The 17,637-nt window shown below is 36.6% G+C and carries 14 protein-coding genes, 2 pseudogenes and 1 riboswitch; of the genes and pseudogenes, 7 read left to right on the plus strand and 9 right to left on the minus strand.

The window, feature by feature from the left end:
- Positions 1 to 81: 81 nt before the first annotated feature.
- The 6 genes from OB_RS02570 to thiW form a co-directional block, all read right to left on the minus strand.
- On the minus strand, positions 82 to 597 hold the full coding sequence (locus tag OB_RS02570; RefSeq protein WP_050750233.1) for a hypothetical protein: 516 nt from the start codon (positions 595 to 597) through the stop codon (positions 82 to 84).
- A 466-nt stretch (positions 598 to 1,063) separates the two neighbouring features.
- On the minus strand, positions 1,064 to 1,684 hold the full coding sequence (thiE, locus tag OB_RS02575) for a thiamine phosphate synthase (protein WP_011064878.1): 621 nt from the start codon (positions 1,682 to 1,684) through the stop codon (positions 1,064 to 1,066).
- A 6-nt stretch (positions 1,685 to 1,690) separates the two neighbouring features.
- Positions 1,691 to 2,464 carry a hydroxyethylthiazole kinase gene (thiM, locus tag OB_RS02580; RefSeq protein ID WP_011064879.1) on the minus strand — a complete coding sequence of 258 codons (774 nt, stop codon included), beginning with the start codon at positions 2,462 to 2,464 and terminating at the stop codon, positions 1,691 to 1,693.
- Positions 2,465 to 2,492: 28 nt separating this feature from the next.
- A complete protein-coding gene (thiD, locus tag OB_RS02585; protein WP_011064880.1) occupies positions 2,493 to 3,287 on the minus strand; it encodes a bifunctional hydroxymethylpyrimidine kinase/phosphomethylpyrimidine kinase in 795 nt (264 codons plus the stop codon).
- On the minus strand, positions 3,284 to 3,967 hold the full coding sequence (gene tenA, locus OB_RS02590) for a thiaminase II (protein WP_011064881.1): 684 nt from the start codon (positions 3,965 to 3,967) through the stop codon (positions 3,284 to 3,286). The genes thiD and tenA overlap by 4 nt, the downstream gene beginning before the upstream one ends.
- Positions 3,964 to 4,467: an energy coupling factor transporter S component ThiW gene (gene thiW / locus OB_RS02595; protein ID WP_011064882.1), complete on the minus strand. Its 504-nt coding sequence runs from the start codon at positions 4,465 to 4,467 to the stop codon at positions 3,964 to 3,966. Before thiW ends, tenA begins: the two co-directional genes overlap by 4 nt.
- Before the next feature lie 80 nt (positions 4,468 to 4,547).
- Positions 4,548 to 4,663: riboswitch (TPP riboswitch) on the minus strand.
- Between the two features lie 94 nt (positions 4,664 to 4,757).
- Here thiW and OB_RS02600 point away from each other — a divergent pair.
- From OB_RS02600 to OB_RS02615, 4 genes and pseudogenes are all read left to right on the plus strand, one after another.
- Positions 4,758 to 5,798, plus strand: coding sequence for a LytTR family transcriptional regulator DNA-binding domain-containing protein (locus tag OB_RS02600; RefSeq protein ID WP_011064883.1), 1,041 nt, complete (start codon positions 4,758 to 4,760; stop codon positions 5,796 to 5,798).
- Positions 5,799 to 5,909: 111 nt separating this feature from the next.
- Entirely contained in the window at positions 5,910 to 6,758 is an 849-nt protein-coding gene (locus OB_RS02605) for an ABC transporter ATP-binding protein (RefSeq protein ID WP_011064884.1), read from the plus strand.
- Positions 6,755 to 7,456, plus strand: coding sequence for an ABC transporter permease (locus OB_RS02610; protein WP_011064885.1), 702 nt, complete (start codon positions 6,755 to 6,757; stop codon positions 7,454 to 7,456). The genes OB_RS02605 and OB_RS02610 overlap by 4 nt, the downstream gene beginning before the upstream one ends.
- A gap of 351 nt (positions 7,457 to 7,807) precedes the next feature.
- A pseudogene (locus OB_RS02615) lies at positions 7,808 to 7,942 on the plus strand (spore gernimation protein GerQ); the annotation flags it as partial.
- Between the two features lie 130 nt (positions 7,943 to 8,072).
- Here the strand turns inward: OB_RS02615 and OB_RS02620 are convergent.
- Genes OB_RS02620 through OB_RS02630 form a run of 3 tightly spaced genes read right to left on the minus strand, consistent with a single transcriptional unit; the run spans position 8,073 to position 11,743 of the window.
- Entirely contained in the window at positions 8,073 to 9,185 is a 1,113-nt protein-coding gene (locus OB_RS02620; RefSeq protein WP_011064887.1) for a Ger(x)C family spore germination protein, read from the minus strand.
- Positions 9,172 to 10,275 carry a GerAB/ArcD/ProY family transporter gene (locus OB_RS02625; protein ID WP_011064888.1) on the minus strand — a complete coding sequence of 368 codons (1,104 nt, stop codon included), beginning with the start codon at positions 10,273 to 10,275 and terminating at the stop codon, positions 9,172 to 9,174. Before OB_RS02625 ends, OB_RS02620 begins: the two co-directional genes overlap by 14 nt.
- Positions 10,253 to 11,743, minus strand: coding sequence for a spore germination protein (locus OB_RS02630; RefSeq protein WP_011064889.1), 1,491 nt, complete (start codon positions 11,741 to 11,743; stop codon positions 10,253 to 10,255). The genes OB_RS02625 and OB_RS02630 overlap by 23 nt, the downstream gene beginning before the upstream one ends.
- Before the next feature lie 1,094 nt (positions 11,744 to 12,837).
- Between OB_RS02630 and OB_RS02640 the strand changes: the two genes are divergently transcribed.
- The 3 genes and pseudogenes from OB_RS02640 to OB_RS02660 all read left to right on the plus strand — a co-directional run bounded on the left by OB_RS02640 (position 12,838) and on the right by OB_RS02660 (position 17,624).
- A complete protein-coding gene (locus OB_RS02640; RefSeq protein ID WP_011064891.1) occupies positions 12,838 to 14,310 on the plus strand; it encodes an aldehyde dehydrogenase family protein in 1,473 nt (490 codons plus the stop codon).
- A gap of 260 nt (positions 14,311 to 14,570) precedes the next feature.
- Positions 14,571 to 16,029 (plus strand): annotated as a pseudogene (locus OB_RS18040) (Tn3 family transposase); the annotation flags it as partial.
- Positions 16,030 to 16,211: 182 nt separating this feature from the next.
- Positions 16,212 to 17,624, plus strand: a complete 1,413-nt coding sequence (locus OB_RS02660) for a DHA2 family efflux MFS transporter permease subunit (RefSeq protein ID WP_011064892.1) — start codon at positions 16,212 to 16,214, stop codon at positions 17,622 to 17,624.
- Positions 17,625 to 17,637 lie beyond the last annotated feature (13 nt).

Here is a 17,637-nt window from a genome sequence, read left to right on the forward strand (position 1 = left end):
CCCGTCCAGGACATACGGTGATAAACGGTCGCTTGCGCTTTTGTTCTATAAACAATATCTTTTTGAAAAAAACCTCTGTTGTTAATAACATTGAAATGATTCAATTCGATCTAAATCCATTCCAAAATACACCCAACGGAATCCACTCCAGCGGAAACCGGCAATTGAATTTCTTCCTACAAAGGTAGGGAAGTACCAAAAACCTCTCCCTCTTTCTGGCCAAATGTAAGTGAAGCGGAAAAGACAACGTCTGATTCCACCAGGATCTACTGCAAATGTTTGGAATGCTGGTTTTTCTGGTGTGAAGTTAGGAGGCGCTGATGTTGGTGCTTGCTGTCCACCTTGGCCACCGCCACCAGGAAACCCACCGCCTGGAAATCCTCCTCCAGGAAATCCATCAAAAATCCCTCCAGGGAACCCGCCGCCAGGTCCACCATCAGGACCGCCGCCTGGGAATCCACCAGGGAACCCACCGCCGGGTCCACCACCAGGACCGCCGCCTGGGAATCCACCAGGGAACCCGCCACCCGGTCCACCATCAGGACCGCCGCCCGGGAATCCACCAGGGAACCCGCCACCCGGTCCGCCGGGGAATATGCGACCAGGATCATTGAAATATCCGTGTGGATTATTAGCCTCTGATTCATCTACTTCATAATATCCTTCTGAACTTTCGGGATGTGCTCCAGTGAATTGTTGTTGATTATAATCGTCGTGTTGGTTATTAAAATACTGATTTAACATATCACCAGGTAAATTATTATTTTGTCTCTGATCTTGTTGAGGTTGCTGGTGATATGGGTAATTATTATAGTAATCCATTGTTTTCCTCCTCAAATGCAAAGTTTCATCACAATAGCATATGGGATAAGAGCACAATTTGGGATACAAATTTAAAATATTGGGCTTATCCAATAGAAAATAACAATTTATATAGTTTGTCTCGAAGGGGACTAATACCAATATTTAAACTATGAGGCTTAGCTGAAAGTTATAGTTGTTCACAGGATAAATAACATTCAAGCAGAGGAGAATGAAAATCCCCACTAGGTTAAATTTCACTTTATAAGCGTTGTACAGCCTGTAAAATATGATCAGTTTCTGTAATGGCTGAAATAAAAGATACACCATCAGCTCCAGCTTGAATTATCTCTTGTGCATTGGTAGTGTTAATACCTCCAATTGCAACTAATGGAAGGGAAGGATGTTGTTTTTTTAAACTTTGAATCCATTCAAGACCTACCGCTGTCTTAGCGTCCTCTTTCGTATTTGTATCAAATATTGGACCAACTCCAATGTAATCGACAAGATCTAATGGGCTTTGATTTAATTCATTATTCGTAGATATAGATAATCCAATGATCTTATTTGGGAACTGTTTCCGCACAACCTCTACAGGTTGATCATCTTGACCGATATGAATACCATCTGCATCCAATTGTTTTGCTAAATCTACATCATCATTAATAATAAAAGGGATTTGAAAATCATGGCAAATAGCTTTTAAATCTTTTGCGAGTTCAACTTTTGCAGTTCCTGTTAAAGAATTCTTACCCTTTTCTCTGTATTGAAAAGCAGTAATTCCTGCAGAGGCTGCCTCTTTTAATATCTCCCGTGGGTCTCGATGGCAGTTTTGACTACCCATAATAAAATACTTTCGAAGCATATGTTTATCGAATTTCATAATGATTTATTCTCCTTCCGTAAGTTCCTGTGGCATTTTAGAAAGCGAATCAATGAATACAGGTAAAAAACTACCTGTACCATGAACATTTTCTTGATTAGCTGCATAAGAAGCAGAAAGTCCATAGAACGAGACCGCTGTCATTAATTGATCTTTTAGTGTGGATTTTGTGGTTAAGCACGCCGCGATAATGGAGCCTAATAAACAACCGGAACCAGTTATTGATGATAGGTAATGATGACCTGTACCATTATGAATCAAATGATTATCTACATAAATAACATCCGTTTCTCCGGTGACAACAACTGCAGTGTTATATTTTTCACTTACTTTTTGCGCAATAACATCTAAATTTCCGTCACCAATGGAGTCTACTCCTTTTGCTTCGAGATTGATATTAACGAGACTTGCTAGTTCACCAGCATTTCCTTTTATAACAGTTGGTCGAACTTCCTCTAAAATTTTATCAATAGCATTTCGTCTAAAAGAGGTGGCAGCAACACCAACAGGGTCTAATAATACTGGAATATTATGCTTATTCGCTGTTTTTCCAGCAGCAATCATAGATTCCAATTCGGTGGAAGTTAACGTACCGATATTAATTAAAACGGCATTTGAAATTGCCGCAATTTGTTCAACTTCTTCTATCGCTTTTGCCATAATTGGTGAACCGCCAAATGAAAGTAAACCATTGGCAGAGAAGTTCATTACTACTTGATTAGTTAGGTGATGCACAAGTGGTTTAGTGTCACGTACCTGTTTAATAATATCGACCTGCATATTTATCTCCCTTTCCTTAATATCTCCATTACCTTTCTCGAGTCGCCCAATGATTCGTTGGTCCATTACCATTACCGAGCTCAAATGATTTGGATATTGCAACAGTAACAAAGTCTTTTGAGTGTCGAACTGCTTCTACAATGGAGTACCCCTTAGCAAGATAACTAGTAATAGCAGCAGAATAGGTGCACCCTGTGCCATGGGTGTTTTTGGTATTAATTCTTTCAGCTGAAAATGTATGGATCTTAGATCCGTCATATAGAAAGTCTATTGCTTCCCCTTCCATGTGACCACCTTTTATTAATGCCGCATCTGCGTGGAAATGATCAACAATGTGTTTTGCCGCATCTTTCATATCTTCTACTGTTTCAATAGAATTTCCAGTAATAAATTCTGCCTCTGGAATATTCGGCGTCACTAGTGCCGTTTGAGGGAGTAAACTTTCTCTTAAAAATGAACGAGCTTCTTTATCTATAAGGGAATCACCACTGGTAGCAACCATAACCGGATCCATAACATAAGGTGCATTCAGTTTCTCTATTTTTTTTGAGATGATTTCCATCATTTGTTTATTGGCAATCATTCCCGTTTTAAAAGCGTGGATAGGCATATCTTCCAGGATAGCTTCAAGTTGGTCTTCGATCATATTGATTGGCATATGATGGACCGAAGTTACACCAGTAGTATTTTGAGCGACTACGGAAGTAATGACAGACATGCCATACGTTTGTAGCTCTTGAAATGTTTTTAAATCTGCTTGTATGCCAGCTCCGCCACTTGGGTCTGTGCCAGCAATCGTTAATGCACATGGTACATTCTTCATTTTTTAATATCCTCCTTTATTGAGGGCCACTCCTCCGTGGATATAGCCATTTCCCAAAATAAGTATTCTAATTGACAACTTTTTCGGAAAGCAATTTTCATATTTGTTTTTTCTTTTTCTGAAGCATGTCTTGCGTGTTCGTCAAGACGTGCACACATTTCTTCAACATCTTGCTCTGTATTTGCATAACATTGTATCCAAATTTGAAATGGATGATTATCCGATGGTTGCCATATTTCATTTATATATTTTCCGATCTCATAGTACGTCCAAGGGCATGGTAAAAGCGCACTAATTGCTTCTCCAGTAGTTCCTGTTTGGGCATGATACATCATATGTTTAACATAATGATCTCCTGTTGGAGGCAATGGCAGTTCTTGTAAGTCTTCGTAGTTTACATTAATATAGTCACAAAAACACAGATGAGCTTGTATTTCGTCATGTAGAGAAAACTGCATAAGCTCACTAAAGTAAGCAATGTCGTCCCGGTGATCGGCATTTCCGATGGCCATGCCGATTGTTTTCATAAACCCATTTAAATAAGCATAATCTGCTTGAACATAATGACGAACTGCATCTACAGGTAGTATTCCCTTTCCTACCCCTTCCACAAACGGATGAGCTTTTATAAGTGCAAAAATATCTTCGTTTTCCTTTCTTAGTTCTTCTGAGAAATTCATGAATAATCCCTCCTCTGAATGTGTGAAAGTTCTGTATGATGGACTCTAGATAATATAAACCAACCTATGCAAGCTCCTGAAACACTACTAACGATGAATGCTGGTAGAAATGCAAGTGCACCAACACTTGAGCCCATTAAAAAATTAGCAAAAGGAACGGCAAGGAGCGAACCAACTATCCCAGTACCTAATATTTCTCCTGTTACTGCTAAACGATGACGCCGCCATTTTCGATAAAGTATCCCTGCAAAAAAAGCGCCAATCATTCCTCCGGGAAAAGCTAGTAATGTTCCTAGCCCTAAGAGATTTCGAAGTAAACCAATCATTAAAGCAACACCAACAGCAGGTCCTGGACCAAGTAACACTGCTGCCATAACATTTACTGCATGTTGAACAGGATACGCTCGTGCGACACCAGCAGGGAACCATAATAACTGTGAACCAATCGTTCCAATGGCAACAAGGACAGCCATCAATGTTAAGACGCGGGTGTTTTTCACTTTATCTCTCCTTTTTAAAACAAACAAAAAACCAGGTCCAATTAAAGGACCTGGTTTTGGTATACTGAGAATGTAATCATCAAAATTATTGACTACTTCCCTACGCTGGTATTAACCAGATCAGGTCCATAAGAGTCGGAAAGTAGGTGCTTTCCTCTCAGCCCACACATAGTACTGGGCACCCCTAGTAGTTGCTTTTCGTATTTATTTACTTCATATTAACTGTAACAAAATAAATAAATTCTGTCATCTGAATACATAAAATTGGGATTCAAAGGGGACTGAGATAGATGCTTCAATTAAGAGAACTAGAATATCGACAAGGTGACCACATCTTGTTTTCGACGTTTCATTTAACGATTCAAGAAGGGGAAGTTGCAGCGATTCATTCCTCCTTAAATGTTAGGCAGATGTTAATAAAAATGATTGTTGGAGATAAAAAAATTAATAACGGTAGTATCGAATTAAATGGAATTACATTAAAAGATAAAGTGGAGTACTTTCAAGCGTTAGGACTTCAATTATTGAATAACGGCCTTTACGAACGGATGAATATAAAAGAATATTTTCGATTTATGGAAAAATTATATCAAACGAATGTCAATCATCAAGATTTGATTGAAAAATTACAATTACATGAAGTGAAGGATAAGCCAATTAGTAAATTAACAGAGTCTGAACAAAAGCGGGTTCATTATGGGAAAGCAATTATTCAGGATGCAAGTATTTATCTTTTTGAAGAGCCGGATTTAAATGTTGACTTAGAAACGAAACGAGTATTGGTTCATGTTTTAAACCATCTTAAGCAGAATAAAAAAGGTGTATTAATACTGACATCCAATATGGAAAGTGCAATTACATTAGCAGAAAGAGTTTACCGACTTAACGAGGAAGGGTTACAAACAGTTGAAATTAAAACAGAAGAAAACGAAGAGAAGCAAGAGATAGACGAAGTTTCAGAAGAAGAGTTAGGAAAGCAAGATTTTTCTTTTCAGCTAAATAAAATACCTTCGAAAGTAAATGACAAGATAGTACTACTTGATCCTCCAGAGATTGACTACATTGAAAGTGATGAAGGTCAAGCTGTAGTACATATGAAAGGGTCATCGTTTCGAACAGCATTTACGCTTCGTCAATTAGAAGAAAAATTAGAACATCAAGGATTTTTCCGATGTCATCGATCTTATATCGTAAATTTACAAAAAGTACGAGAAGTAATTACCTGGACGAGAAATAGTTACAGTCTTGTTTTGCAAGATAAAGAAAAAACTCAAGTACCTTTATCGAAAGCAAAGTTGGTTGAATTAAAGCAAATTTTAGGAGTCGATTAAGCTCCATTTAACCTATTAGGTACTCCATTCATCGGAAATTTAGTGCGAAGACCTTGATATAACAGTATTCTGAAGATGCAAATGAAAATTGGATTTTCAGGAGGGAATTACATGACTTCAGTCATTGAGGTAAGTCATTTAGAAAAAGTTTATCAAAATAAGCAAGCACTTAACGATGTAACTTTTCAAGTCGAGAAAGGAGAGACATTCGGTTTTTTAGGACCAAGTGGCTCAGGAAAAACAACCACAATAAAAATATTAACTGGACAATTAACACACACTTCTGGAATAGCAAAAGTATTTGGTGTACCAGTTCAACAATTAAAATCGCCAGCTCAACGAAAACGATTTGGAGTGGTTACAGATAATAGTGGTTTGTATAACCGTCTCACTATCTACGATAATTTAAAAACGTATGCGCAATTATATGATGTGCAAGAGAACCGCATTAATGAAGTGTTAGAGATGGTTCGTTTACAAAATGAAGCAAAGCAACAAGTTGCCAAGTTATCAAAAGGTATGACACAGCGCGTGCTCTTGGCAAGAGCATTACTTCATAACCCTGAAATATTATTCTTGGATGAGCCAACTTCAGCATTAGATCCCGTGAACTCGAAGCACATTCATGAAGGATTAAAAGAATTGAATAAACAAGGAACAACGGTATTTTTAACAACACATGATATGGAAGAAGCAGATCATTTATGTCATCGTGTAGCATTTTTGAATAAAGGTTCTGTGCAGTTATTGGATAGCCCTAAAAATTTGAAGAAGCAATATCGTGAAGAGAAAGTGTTGCTAGAGCTAAGGGATGGTAGAGAATTGGAATTACCTTTAGCCCCTTCTATTGCTAATGATATTCAACGATATATTTCAGAAGATCGTATAGAAACCATCCGCACAAAAGAACCAACTTTAGGGGATATTTTCGTAGAAGTAACGGGGAGGGAACTAGTATGACTTTTTCTGTAAAACGTTTTATGGCAATTTTTCAAAAGGATTTAAAAGACTTATATCGTAATATGTATGTCTCTTCAACGATTATCTTACCACTCGTATTTGCGCTCATATATGGACGGATGGATGTTGTTCCATTAGAAATTCATATATTTATTATCAGCATTTCTTTATCTATGGTAGGTGCCTTTCTTCAATGTGCAATTATTGCGGAAGAAAAGGAAAAGAATACACTTCGTGGTTTGATGCTTTCACCTGCTACCATTACGGAGATACTAGCAGGAAAAAGTGCCGTAACAATAGTTATCACATTAGTAATTACGTATATCTCTATGTTGATTTCAGGATTTTCACCTTCTAATCTTATACCGGTAATAGTAGGAGTTGTATTATCTCTTGTATTCTTTATTGCGCTAGGAACTTGGTTAGGATTAATCACTCGTTCTGTTTTAGAAGCTTCCATCTATATTTTACCTGTAATGTTTATATTTGGAATGTCTAATATGTTTATTGGGTTTGCAGAAGAATATCCTTTTCTGAAAGTGTTAGAATATACACCAGCTATTCAGTTATTTGAAATAGCGAATATAACGAACGGGACTATTGCCGATTATTGGCAACCTTTTGCAATTATTGGTGCTTGGATAGTTGTTGGTGCTGGATTAACAATCTTGTCCTTCAAGAAACGAATGATGGATTAATATAATTGCCACGTTTTATTTAATAAACGCAAAAGAATAGTTTTATAATTGACTGGAGTCCTTCGTTTGCTTAAGTAGCGGAGGACTCTTTATGTTGTGCCCGATAAATTTTGAGTCACTCTATAAGGGGTAGCGTCAGGAAAATGCGGATTTACAACGTTAAGGAAATTTTCAATATTAAAAAGCCTAATTTCTCAATTGAGAAATTAGGCTTTCATTGCTTCATTAAAGCGCCCGATTCTTAAAGATGTAACCTGTTTCCAATTTTTAAAAAAAACATTAAAGAATATTCACTCCTATTTTTGGAACAATACAATTGATTGTATTAACGAATAAGGAGGTTAATTAGAAATGGATAAACAAAAATTAGCTGATCATGAATCAATGGATTTACATGAAGTTATTAATTTCAAAACCCTGTGCTTAGCGAAATCAAAACTAATGCAAGGACTCGTATTTGATCAAGATTTGAGAGCATTAATGCAAACTTAGAAAGGGCATACATATGCTCTTTCTTTATGACTGTGTCTCCGTTGTATCGATGTTATGAATAGAAGTCTAATAGAAATAGGTCAAAAAATAATATCAGAAAGAAAAAGGTGATCAACTTCAGTGATCACAAAATGATTCCACTACTTCTAACATTGACTTTTACCTTTGGATTAACAAGGATATGCTCATAATAATTTTCTCCCTTTATTTCTTTCCATATAGCTGGATGAAAGGCAATGAGTTCTCTGCCTAATCCAAGTACGTCACTTTGATTCGCTGCAAGTTTTTTGAACAGAGCATCCGCTTTTTCAGTGAGAATCTTTGATAATCGATTTTCCAAAAAATTGATCATTTCCTGCTTATCTAAATGGTCTGGAGGATAGTCAACAATCTCTACGTCCAATTGCAGCATAATATCAGCATGTACCTTTTCTTTTTTTTCCAGCTTAAGTTTTCTTGATACGCTTTTTACATTATAGCTGACAGATCCGCCAGCTTTTTTATCTAACTGTTCTGTTAAAAGTGCTTTTTTGGATTGTGTTTCCATAAATAATAATAGCAAAGTACTTTCAGCAGGGGAAAGAAACTGTCCGGTAAAGCTGTGGTCATGAAAAAGAGCAGCCCCATTTATTTTAACTTCATTATCTTCCTCGTCCTTGCTCAGATAAGGGAGCATGAAATCTTTTCCTTCATCAAACAAATAGGTGCGAATCGATCTTAGTGTAATATCCTGAATCACCGAATGTTTTTCACTGCTGTGAATCAATTCGTACAGGTATTCCCCTTTTTCAACTTCATTTTCGGATATATGGGTAATTATCCCATTTGCACTGTTATCTGTCACAGCAATTTTGGCGTTTAAATCCACCCTTGGATCCCGGTAAAGAGGATCCAGCACATTGTAGATATCACCTTTGGCGACGTCGTTTCCTAAGATTAAAGTTCTTCCTTTTGCTGGATCGTAATTACCAGGTACGCTTTGATCAATTGTCATGCTTGCCTCTTTTATCGAACCTCCTTTTCCAGTTACCAGTTTATTCGATATGGATATTTCCCCCCTGCTTGACTCACTAATATTCATATCTCTAATAATTGAAGTTGTTTGATAATCACCATTCTCATCCAAGTCAAAACCTGATAAATACACAGTACGGGAATTCTTTAGAAATCTTTCATCCCAGCACCCAGCTAGTAATGGAAGAATAAAGAAGATCAAGAAGAGCTCAGTTTTTCTCATAGGTCGATGCCGCCTCTCTTTTAAAAATAATTGTTATTAAAAGCAGTAGGATAGGGATAATAATGCCGAAAACTAAACTTAAATGCTTTAACCATTTTTCAAGTAAGGTAATCTCCATATAATAAAATATTATCGAAACGATAAGGACGAATGTTCCAGATAGTATCACAGCAAATTTATGTTTGATATGGATTAATTTACTTATTCCCATACTTGCTGAAAAGGTGTAGCTAATAATAGTAGTAAAAACTATCAGACCCCAGAAAGAAAGAAATATTAAATCTAATCGGCTTAAAATTCTTATTTCCATCGCACTTAGTATATATAGAACCGGTTCCGGCGTGTTTTTTATTTCTTCAGGACTAAGCATTACGGTACTTAGAATCACAATATACGTTAAAAAAATGGTTACAAATAATACTGCTAAAAAAACTCCTTTCAGTGCTGAAATAGTTTTAGATTGCTTTATAAAAGCAAAATAAATAAGTAATGTTTCAAACCCTATGAAGGATATCATTGAGTCACTAGTGCTTTTAAGAATATTCCATCCACCACTGGAACCAATAGGGAAGAGATAGCGAACATCTATGTTTGGATCACCATAAACCAAAAACGTAATGAAGAATAAAAACAGAATGAATATGAATAGTAAAGAAAATAAAGATACCAAATTTTTTATATTACAAATACTTCCATAAATAAGTAGAACGAATGCTATCAAAAATAATATCCATGCTGGAGTTTCAGGGAGTATCCATCGTTTCAAGTTATCCACATATATAATGAAGATATAACAAATCACTGTGAGCAGGTAAATAATATATAAAAAATTTAATACAGTTCCAGAAGTTTCCCCAAAAATTACTTTAGAAAAATCAAATAAGGTAAGATTGGGGAAATTCCTGCAAAGTAACCAAATAAGCAGTACAATTAGTTGAATAAAAAATCCAGAAATTAAAATGGAAATCCATCCGTCACTGCCTGCTGCTTCATGTGTTTGATGAGGTAATGATAACAAGCCTACACCAATCATCGTTTGCACCAGCAGAAAAAATAAATTTACAGAACTAATACTGCTCTTCACTCTCATCTAGTTTCCACTTCCTTGATCGTTTTTCTTGCTTATAATGAGAAGAATTTTTGGAGTGTTTATACATCATCCAAGAAGGAACACGAATGATAGTATCTTTAAAATTCTCCATGTTTAATGGAACAAAAGGTGAAAAATATGGAAAACCGAATGAAATAAGGCGTGACAAGTGAATTAACACAAATAACACTCCAACGACAATTCCAAAAAAGCCGAATATAGCTGCCAATAGCATTAAAGGAAATCCTAATATACGAATCGAGCTGCTCATTTCAAGATTTGGTTGAACAAATGATGAGACTGATGTTAATGCAACAACTATAAGCCCACCATAGGAGACAATTCCTGCCTCAACCATTGCTGTTCCTACAACTAGCCCTCCGACGATCCCAAAAGTCGTGGCGACGGAAGGTGGCAGTCGAATGGACGCTTCTCTAAGCAACTCTAAGGAAAGCTGCATAATCATTAACTCTATAAATGGCCGAAATGGTACGTAGCTCAACGAAGACTGCAGCGAATAAACAAGCTCCAAAGGAATTGCTTCATAATGGAATGAAACGAAAGCAATATATAATGCCGGTAGAATAAGTGCAATGATATAGCTGAATAGACGTATAAACCTAAAAAATGAACCTAACCACCAACGAGTAATATAGTCATCCGGTGTTTGAAAGAACGTCATAAATGTTGCTGGCAATATAATTACAGTAGGACTTCCATCTATAATTAAAGCAACCCTTCCGTCCTTTAAATTTGCTGAAGCTCGATCTGGCCGTTCTGTAAGTAAAAGCTGGGGAAATGGAGTAACTGTATGGTCTTCAATGCAATCCTGAATATCTCCTGCTGATCGGATGGAATCAAGCGTAATACTTTTTATACGTTGTTCAACCTTTTTGATGATTTCCGGATCTGTCACATGATCCAAATAAATTAGTGATACATTCGTTGTTGTTGAGGAACCCAATGTATAATTTTTAACCGTGAAATCGGGTGATTTTGTTACAGTACGGAGTAAAAAAATGTTTTTGTCTAAGCTTTCAACAAAACCTACTTTTGCCCCAAGGATTGTTTTTTCTATGATAGCCTCTGAAACTTCTCTATCGGTTGATGCGTTCGTTTTCAGCAGGAATCCTTCACTATTCCTGCTTTTTTTTATTAGCAGACAATAACCGTCTAATAATCCGTTGATGGCTATTTCATTACTTTTGGCAGTGCTGATCTCCTGGCTATATAGTTCATTTAAAATATTGTTGTTTTCCATTTTCGTAAGCGGTTTAATTATTTTTGATTCAAGCTTTTCCTGATCAACTAATGAATTGATGTAAAGGATAATATAGATTTGATTATTGCTATGTATTTCACGGTCTTTTAAATCGCTGGTATGATTTAATTGACTTTTGATATTCTCTATGGAGAGATTTGCCTGATTTATTAAAGACTTTTTGGATTTATTTCTTTTAAATCTCATCCCTGCACACCCTTTTTACCGCCACTTCTTGTTAGTAGTATGTGGAATTTGAATACAATTATGCAAATAGAAGATGGAAGTTGTTTCAAAGAGAATGCAAGGACATCAGTGGGACAAATTACTTGAACATCAACGCTCAGCAGCCCCATAAGGCATATTCCCCAAATTGGCCCAATAATTGAGTTTTGGAGGCTATACTTTATTCTGTTTTTGTCCCATATAGTTTAAGTGTATTTCACAATCTTCAAACTCACTTTTTATTGCCAATACCAGTATTAACATTAGAATTGTTATAAGACCGAATGTTGAAGTGAATATATCAATTACTCCAAAATTTAACTTAATATACTTATACTTAGTACAACAATCAATTAAATTAACCATAGAAATAAATCTTTAATCGGACTACCTTTTTTGGTAACCACCATGAAAAATAATGAGAATCCTATTACCAATGTTATTACTAACATCATTATTTCCGCATTCATATAATACACCTCCAGTTAATAAAGCCTTTCTTTGTTTACTTTATATCAGTAAAGAAGATTCACATTATAAGATTTTTCATTTCTTCATAATTGACACTTCCCTTAACTAAACTGCCCGTTAGTTTAAGTGAAAATATTCGCAAATTTTATATTGCATTAGAATAATTACAATTATTGCGTAAATTAAATTTAAACTAAATGCCTTGATTGTCACTTTTGAATTTTAATTTGCACTTTTTTAAGTGTTATTTTGCAATATTTGACAAAAAAAAGCTTTCTTCAATTCAAAAGGCAGGTAGATTTTAATATTTACTTGATTCCGATTACTAAATCGTCTCGTGTAGCTTCAACTTCTGTTGTTATGGTTTCAAGATTATTAAGTTTAGGTATTCTTTAAATTTGGGTGAAGGGTCTATGTATTAGCCCAAAGTTCCCTCCAGTAATCTTAATGTAACAACGGTTTTTCGAGTATTGAAACAATCCTACGGAAGCACAGAGACAGGCGTTTTTTTACGAAATAAAGAAATCCTTGGATTGTGGAGGGATTAATAGGGAAGTTTATTTAATAAAGAATAAATCATGTATAAAGGAAAGGAGAAAAATTATATGAAACTTTATGAAAATCTTAACAAAAATTTTATCTCTGGCGAATGGCGTGATGGCCAAGGGGAAACCACTTATGAAGTGAAAAACCCCTATAATGATGAAGTTCTGCAAGAAATAAAAATGGCTAGTAAAGAAGATATAGATGAGGCTTATAAATCTGCTGAACAGGCTAAAAAGAAATGGGCAAAATTTAATCCATTCGAACGCTCTTCCATCATGGAAAAAGCAGTTCAGATTATCGATGCGAGAAGAGAAGAGTTTGTTAACCATTTAATTAGGGAAGGTGGCTCATCCCATCTGAAAGCTAACGTCGAAATTGACTTTGTTATTGCAATTACAAGGGAGGCAGCTTCTTTTCCACTTAGAATGAGTGGGGAAATTGTCCCTTCCCTGATCCCAGGAAAGGAAAATAGGATTTACCGTAGTCCTCTAGGGGTAGTCGGTGTAATAGGACCATTTAACTTTCCAATGTATCTTGCCATGCGTTCGGTTGCACCGGCACTTGCTGTCGGTAACGGGGTCGTACTGAAACCTGATGATCAGACAGCTGTAACTGGAGGAATATTGCTTGCGAAGGTATTTGAAGAAGCTGGATTGCCGAAAGGAGTCTTTAATGTTGTCGTTCCAAACATAGAGGATATCGGCGATGCATTTGTGGAACATCCAATTCCACGGTTAATTTCATTTACAGGGTCTACTCCGGTAGGACGGCATATCGGTGAAATTTGCGGAAGAAATATTAAAAAAGTTGCTCTTGAGTTAGGGGGGAACAACCCACTCGTAGTGCTGGAAGATGCGAAAGTGGAAAATGCGGTAAACTCGGCATTATTCGGTAAGTTTATGCATAATGGACAAATATGTATGGCCATAAATCGAATTATTGTTCATAAGGATATATATGAGGAGTTTGTTGAGAAATTTGTTGAAAAGGCGAAAAAGATTAAAGTGGGCAATCCAAGTGAGAAGGACAATCTAATCGGTCCTTTGATAAATCGGCAGGCAATTGATCGGATACTCGAACAAATCGAATCAGCTAAAGAGCAAGGGGCAGAAGTTGTGTTGGAAGGAAAAGTAGAAGGGAACGTCATGCACCCTTATATACTAACAGGTTCGAATGATGTTGCAACTGCTCAGAACGAAATGTTTGGGCCGGTGGCAACTATTATTTCTGCTGAAAGTGATGAAGAAGCAATTCGCATTGCAAATGACACCCCATTTGGTCTAAGCGGGGCGGTTCACGCAGGTTCCCCGGAAAGAGGTGTGGAGGTGGCCAAACAGATAACCTCTGGTATGGTTCATGTGAATGACCAAAGCGTTAATGATGAGCCATTGATTGCATTCGGAGGGGAGAAAGCATCTGGATTGGGCCGATTTGGAGGGAAATGGTCACTTGAAGAGTTTACAACTGTCCAATGGATTTCTGTCCAAACCGAAGAAAGGGAAAATCCTTTCCATACAGATTATTTGGAGTAAAAATCATTTATGATAAAAAAACGCCTTTTCGCATAAACAAAAGGGCAGACACAAAAAGAGATTATAAAATAATGGAGATAAAGGAACTGATTAAGCCAACCTCTTCTTGTTTTATGTATATATAAGTAGGCGTCAAATAATCCCTATCTGAAAACAGGTGGGGGTTATTTGACGCTTATGTACAAAATTTCCTGAATGGTTGGCGGTACCCCTAATGCAAAACAACGATAAAAACAGGTGCAAGATAGCGTCTCAAGTGACACCAAGACAAAGATCATACACGATTATCAGTTAGCTTATCGTTCGAAGCATACATTCAAGAAAGGACCAATAGCCTTAATGAGAGACTAAAATGGTTATCGAACAATTGGAATAAACTAGAGGGAGTTTCGTTCGAGAAAGGAAAGCTTTCAATTGCACGGTTGGAGAAGGAGATTCCAGAGGAAGCCAAAAACTTTAGTGCTAGACTTTATCAGATGCTTCCTAGGATAAAATTAACCGATTTACTCATGGATGTTGCTCATATAACTGGATTTCATGAACAATTTACTCACGCCTCAAATAACCGTAAACCAGATAAAGAAGAAACGGTAATCATCATGGCAGCCCTATTAGGAATGGGATTGAATATTGGGCTAAGTAAGATGGCTGAAGCAACGCCGGATCTTACATATAAACAACTTGCAAATGTATCTCAATGGAGAATGCATGAAGATGCCATGAGCAAAGCGCAAGCTGTATTAGTAAATTTTCACCACAAGTTAGACTTATCTTCCTATTGGGGTGACGGTACAACATCTTCGTCAGATGGAATGAGAATGCAGGTAGCGTTTCATCTTTACATTCAGACGCAAATCCGCATTACGGAACCGGAAAAGGTACAACAATCTACCGATTTACCAGCGACCAGTTCTCATCGTATTATACAAAAATTATTCATACTAATTCAAGATATGCTATTCATGTCCTAGATGGATTATTGCATCACGAGACCGACTTAAATATAGAAGAGCATTTCACAGACACAGCTGGCTATACAGATCAAATTTTTGGATTAACTCACCTTTTAGGCTTTAAGTTTGCGCCAAGAATAAGAGATTTGTCAGATTCAAAGCTGTTTACATTAGAAAAGGCAAGCGAGTATCCAAAATTAGAGTCTATTTTTCGTGGCCAAATAAATACAAAAATTATTAAAGTTAATTATGATGATGTCTTACGATTAGCTAATTCAATAAGAGAAGGAACTGTCACGGCATCACTTCTTATGGGGAAGCTTGGTTCCTACTCTAGACAAAACAGTTTAGCTACAGCTTTGCGTGAAATGGGAAGAATCGAAAAACTATTTTTATTCTTAATTACCTTACTAGTGAATCTTTAAGAAGAAAAATTCAAAAAGGCTTAAACAAAGGAGAGGCCATGAATGGTCTCGCAAGAGTAATTTTCTTTGGGAAACAAGGGGAACTTCGGGAACGAACGATACAGCATCAACTACAAAGGGCCAGTGCTTTAAATATAATTATCAATGCCATTAGTGTTTGGACTACGCTACATCTGTCAAAAGCAGTGGAATACCAAAAGGGCTTAGGGGGTTTTAAAGAGGACTTGTTGCACCATATGTCTCCTTTAGGCTGGGAGCATATTAATTTACTGGGGGAATACCATTTTAGTCATGAGAAAATGGTTTCATTAGATTCTTTAAGACCATTAAAACTTTCTTGACGTTGGTAAAAACGGGGTAATCGTCAGGAAAATTCGCTTAACGTTGTAAATCCGCATTTTCCTGACGCTACCCCTATAATTTTAAAATAAACTTTAAAATATTTTTATAGATTCTTTACGGGTTTTCGTTTAATCTATAAGAAGTGTTTTAATTTTTATGTTTATTAAAGGGGGACATCATCGTGAATCAAATCCATCGACCAACCGTAGTAGCACTATTATTAGCTGGTTCTTTTATTGCAATTTTAAATCAAACGCTAATGATAACAGCCATTCCCCCAATAATTATAGAAATGGGTATTACGGCAAATAGTGCTCAATGGTTAACAACAGTTTTTATGCTTGTAAATGGAATCATGATTCCAGTAAGTGCGTTCTTGATTGAACGATTTACAACCAGACAATTATTTATGTCATCAATGGGGATCTTTGCTATAGGAACATTAGTGGCAGGTGTAGCCCCTGTTTTTGAGATGTTATTAGTTGGAAGAGTTATTCAATCTATTGGAGCAGGGGTAATGCTGCCACTTATGACGACAGTATTCTTACTGATTTTTCCAATTAATCGCCGTGGCTCTGTAATGGGGTTAATTGGTTTAGTTATTTCTTTTGCTCCAGCTATCGGTCCAGCATTATCCGGATGGGTAACAGGACATTTTTCTTGGAGATATTTGTTCTTTATTATCTTCCCGATTGCAGTCATTGATATGATTATCGCTTACTTTGCTTTAAAAAATGTAACAGAGGTAAAAAAGACAAAGCTCGATATCCCATCGGTTATTCTATCTTCGTTTGGGTTTGGTGGAATTTTATATGGTGTGACCAATGCAGGGAATTATGGCTGGGGAGCATCAATTACACTAATAACACTGGCTATTGGCGTTATCTCATTAACATTATTTATTTTGAGACAGTTAAAACTAACACATCCAATGCTAGAATTTCGTGTGTTCAAATATGCCATTTTCCCGTTCAGTGTTTTTATTGGTTCGATAACATTTATGGGACTTATTGGTACAGAGACGTTAATTCCATTATTTATGCAGAATATGCGTGAATTCAGTGCATTTCAAGCGGGGATGGCAATGTTGCCAGGTGCATTAGTAACTGGATTTCTAGCACCTATAATTGGTAGAATGTTTGATCGATATGGTGGTAAGTGGATTGTCCTTCCAGGTGTAGTCATAATTACCTTGGCCACTGTTCCATTCATTTTTATAGATACAGAAACGACGTTTGCATTTATAACTACTTTGTATGCCGTTCGAATGTTAGGTTTAGCATTGATTATGATGCCGATACAGACTGCTGCACTGAATCAGCTGCCTAATAATTTAATACCTCATGGAGCAGCAATGGATGGTACGATGCGTATGACAGCAGCTTCTGTAGGAACTGCTGTCTTGGTTACTGTAATGACCTCAGTAGAATCCATGGCAGAAAATCAAGTGGCTCGCCCGGATATTTTAGGTGTGAATGTGTCATTTTCTGTAATTGCAGTGTTAGGACTATGTACGATTATTGCCTATTTCTTTATTAAGTTCGACCCATCACCGGCTAAAATAGCAAAGATGGAAGAAGACAAGTCAAATTAAAGTATCGACGTGT

Origin of the sequence: Oceanobacillus iheyensis HTE831, assembly GCF_000011245.1 — a bacterium.
Taxonomy (GTDB): domain Bacteria; phylum Bacillota; class Bacilli; order Bacillales; family Amphibacillaceae; genus Oceanobacillus; species Oceanobacillus iheyensis.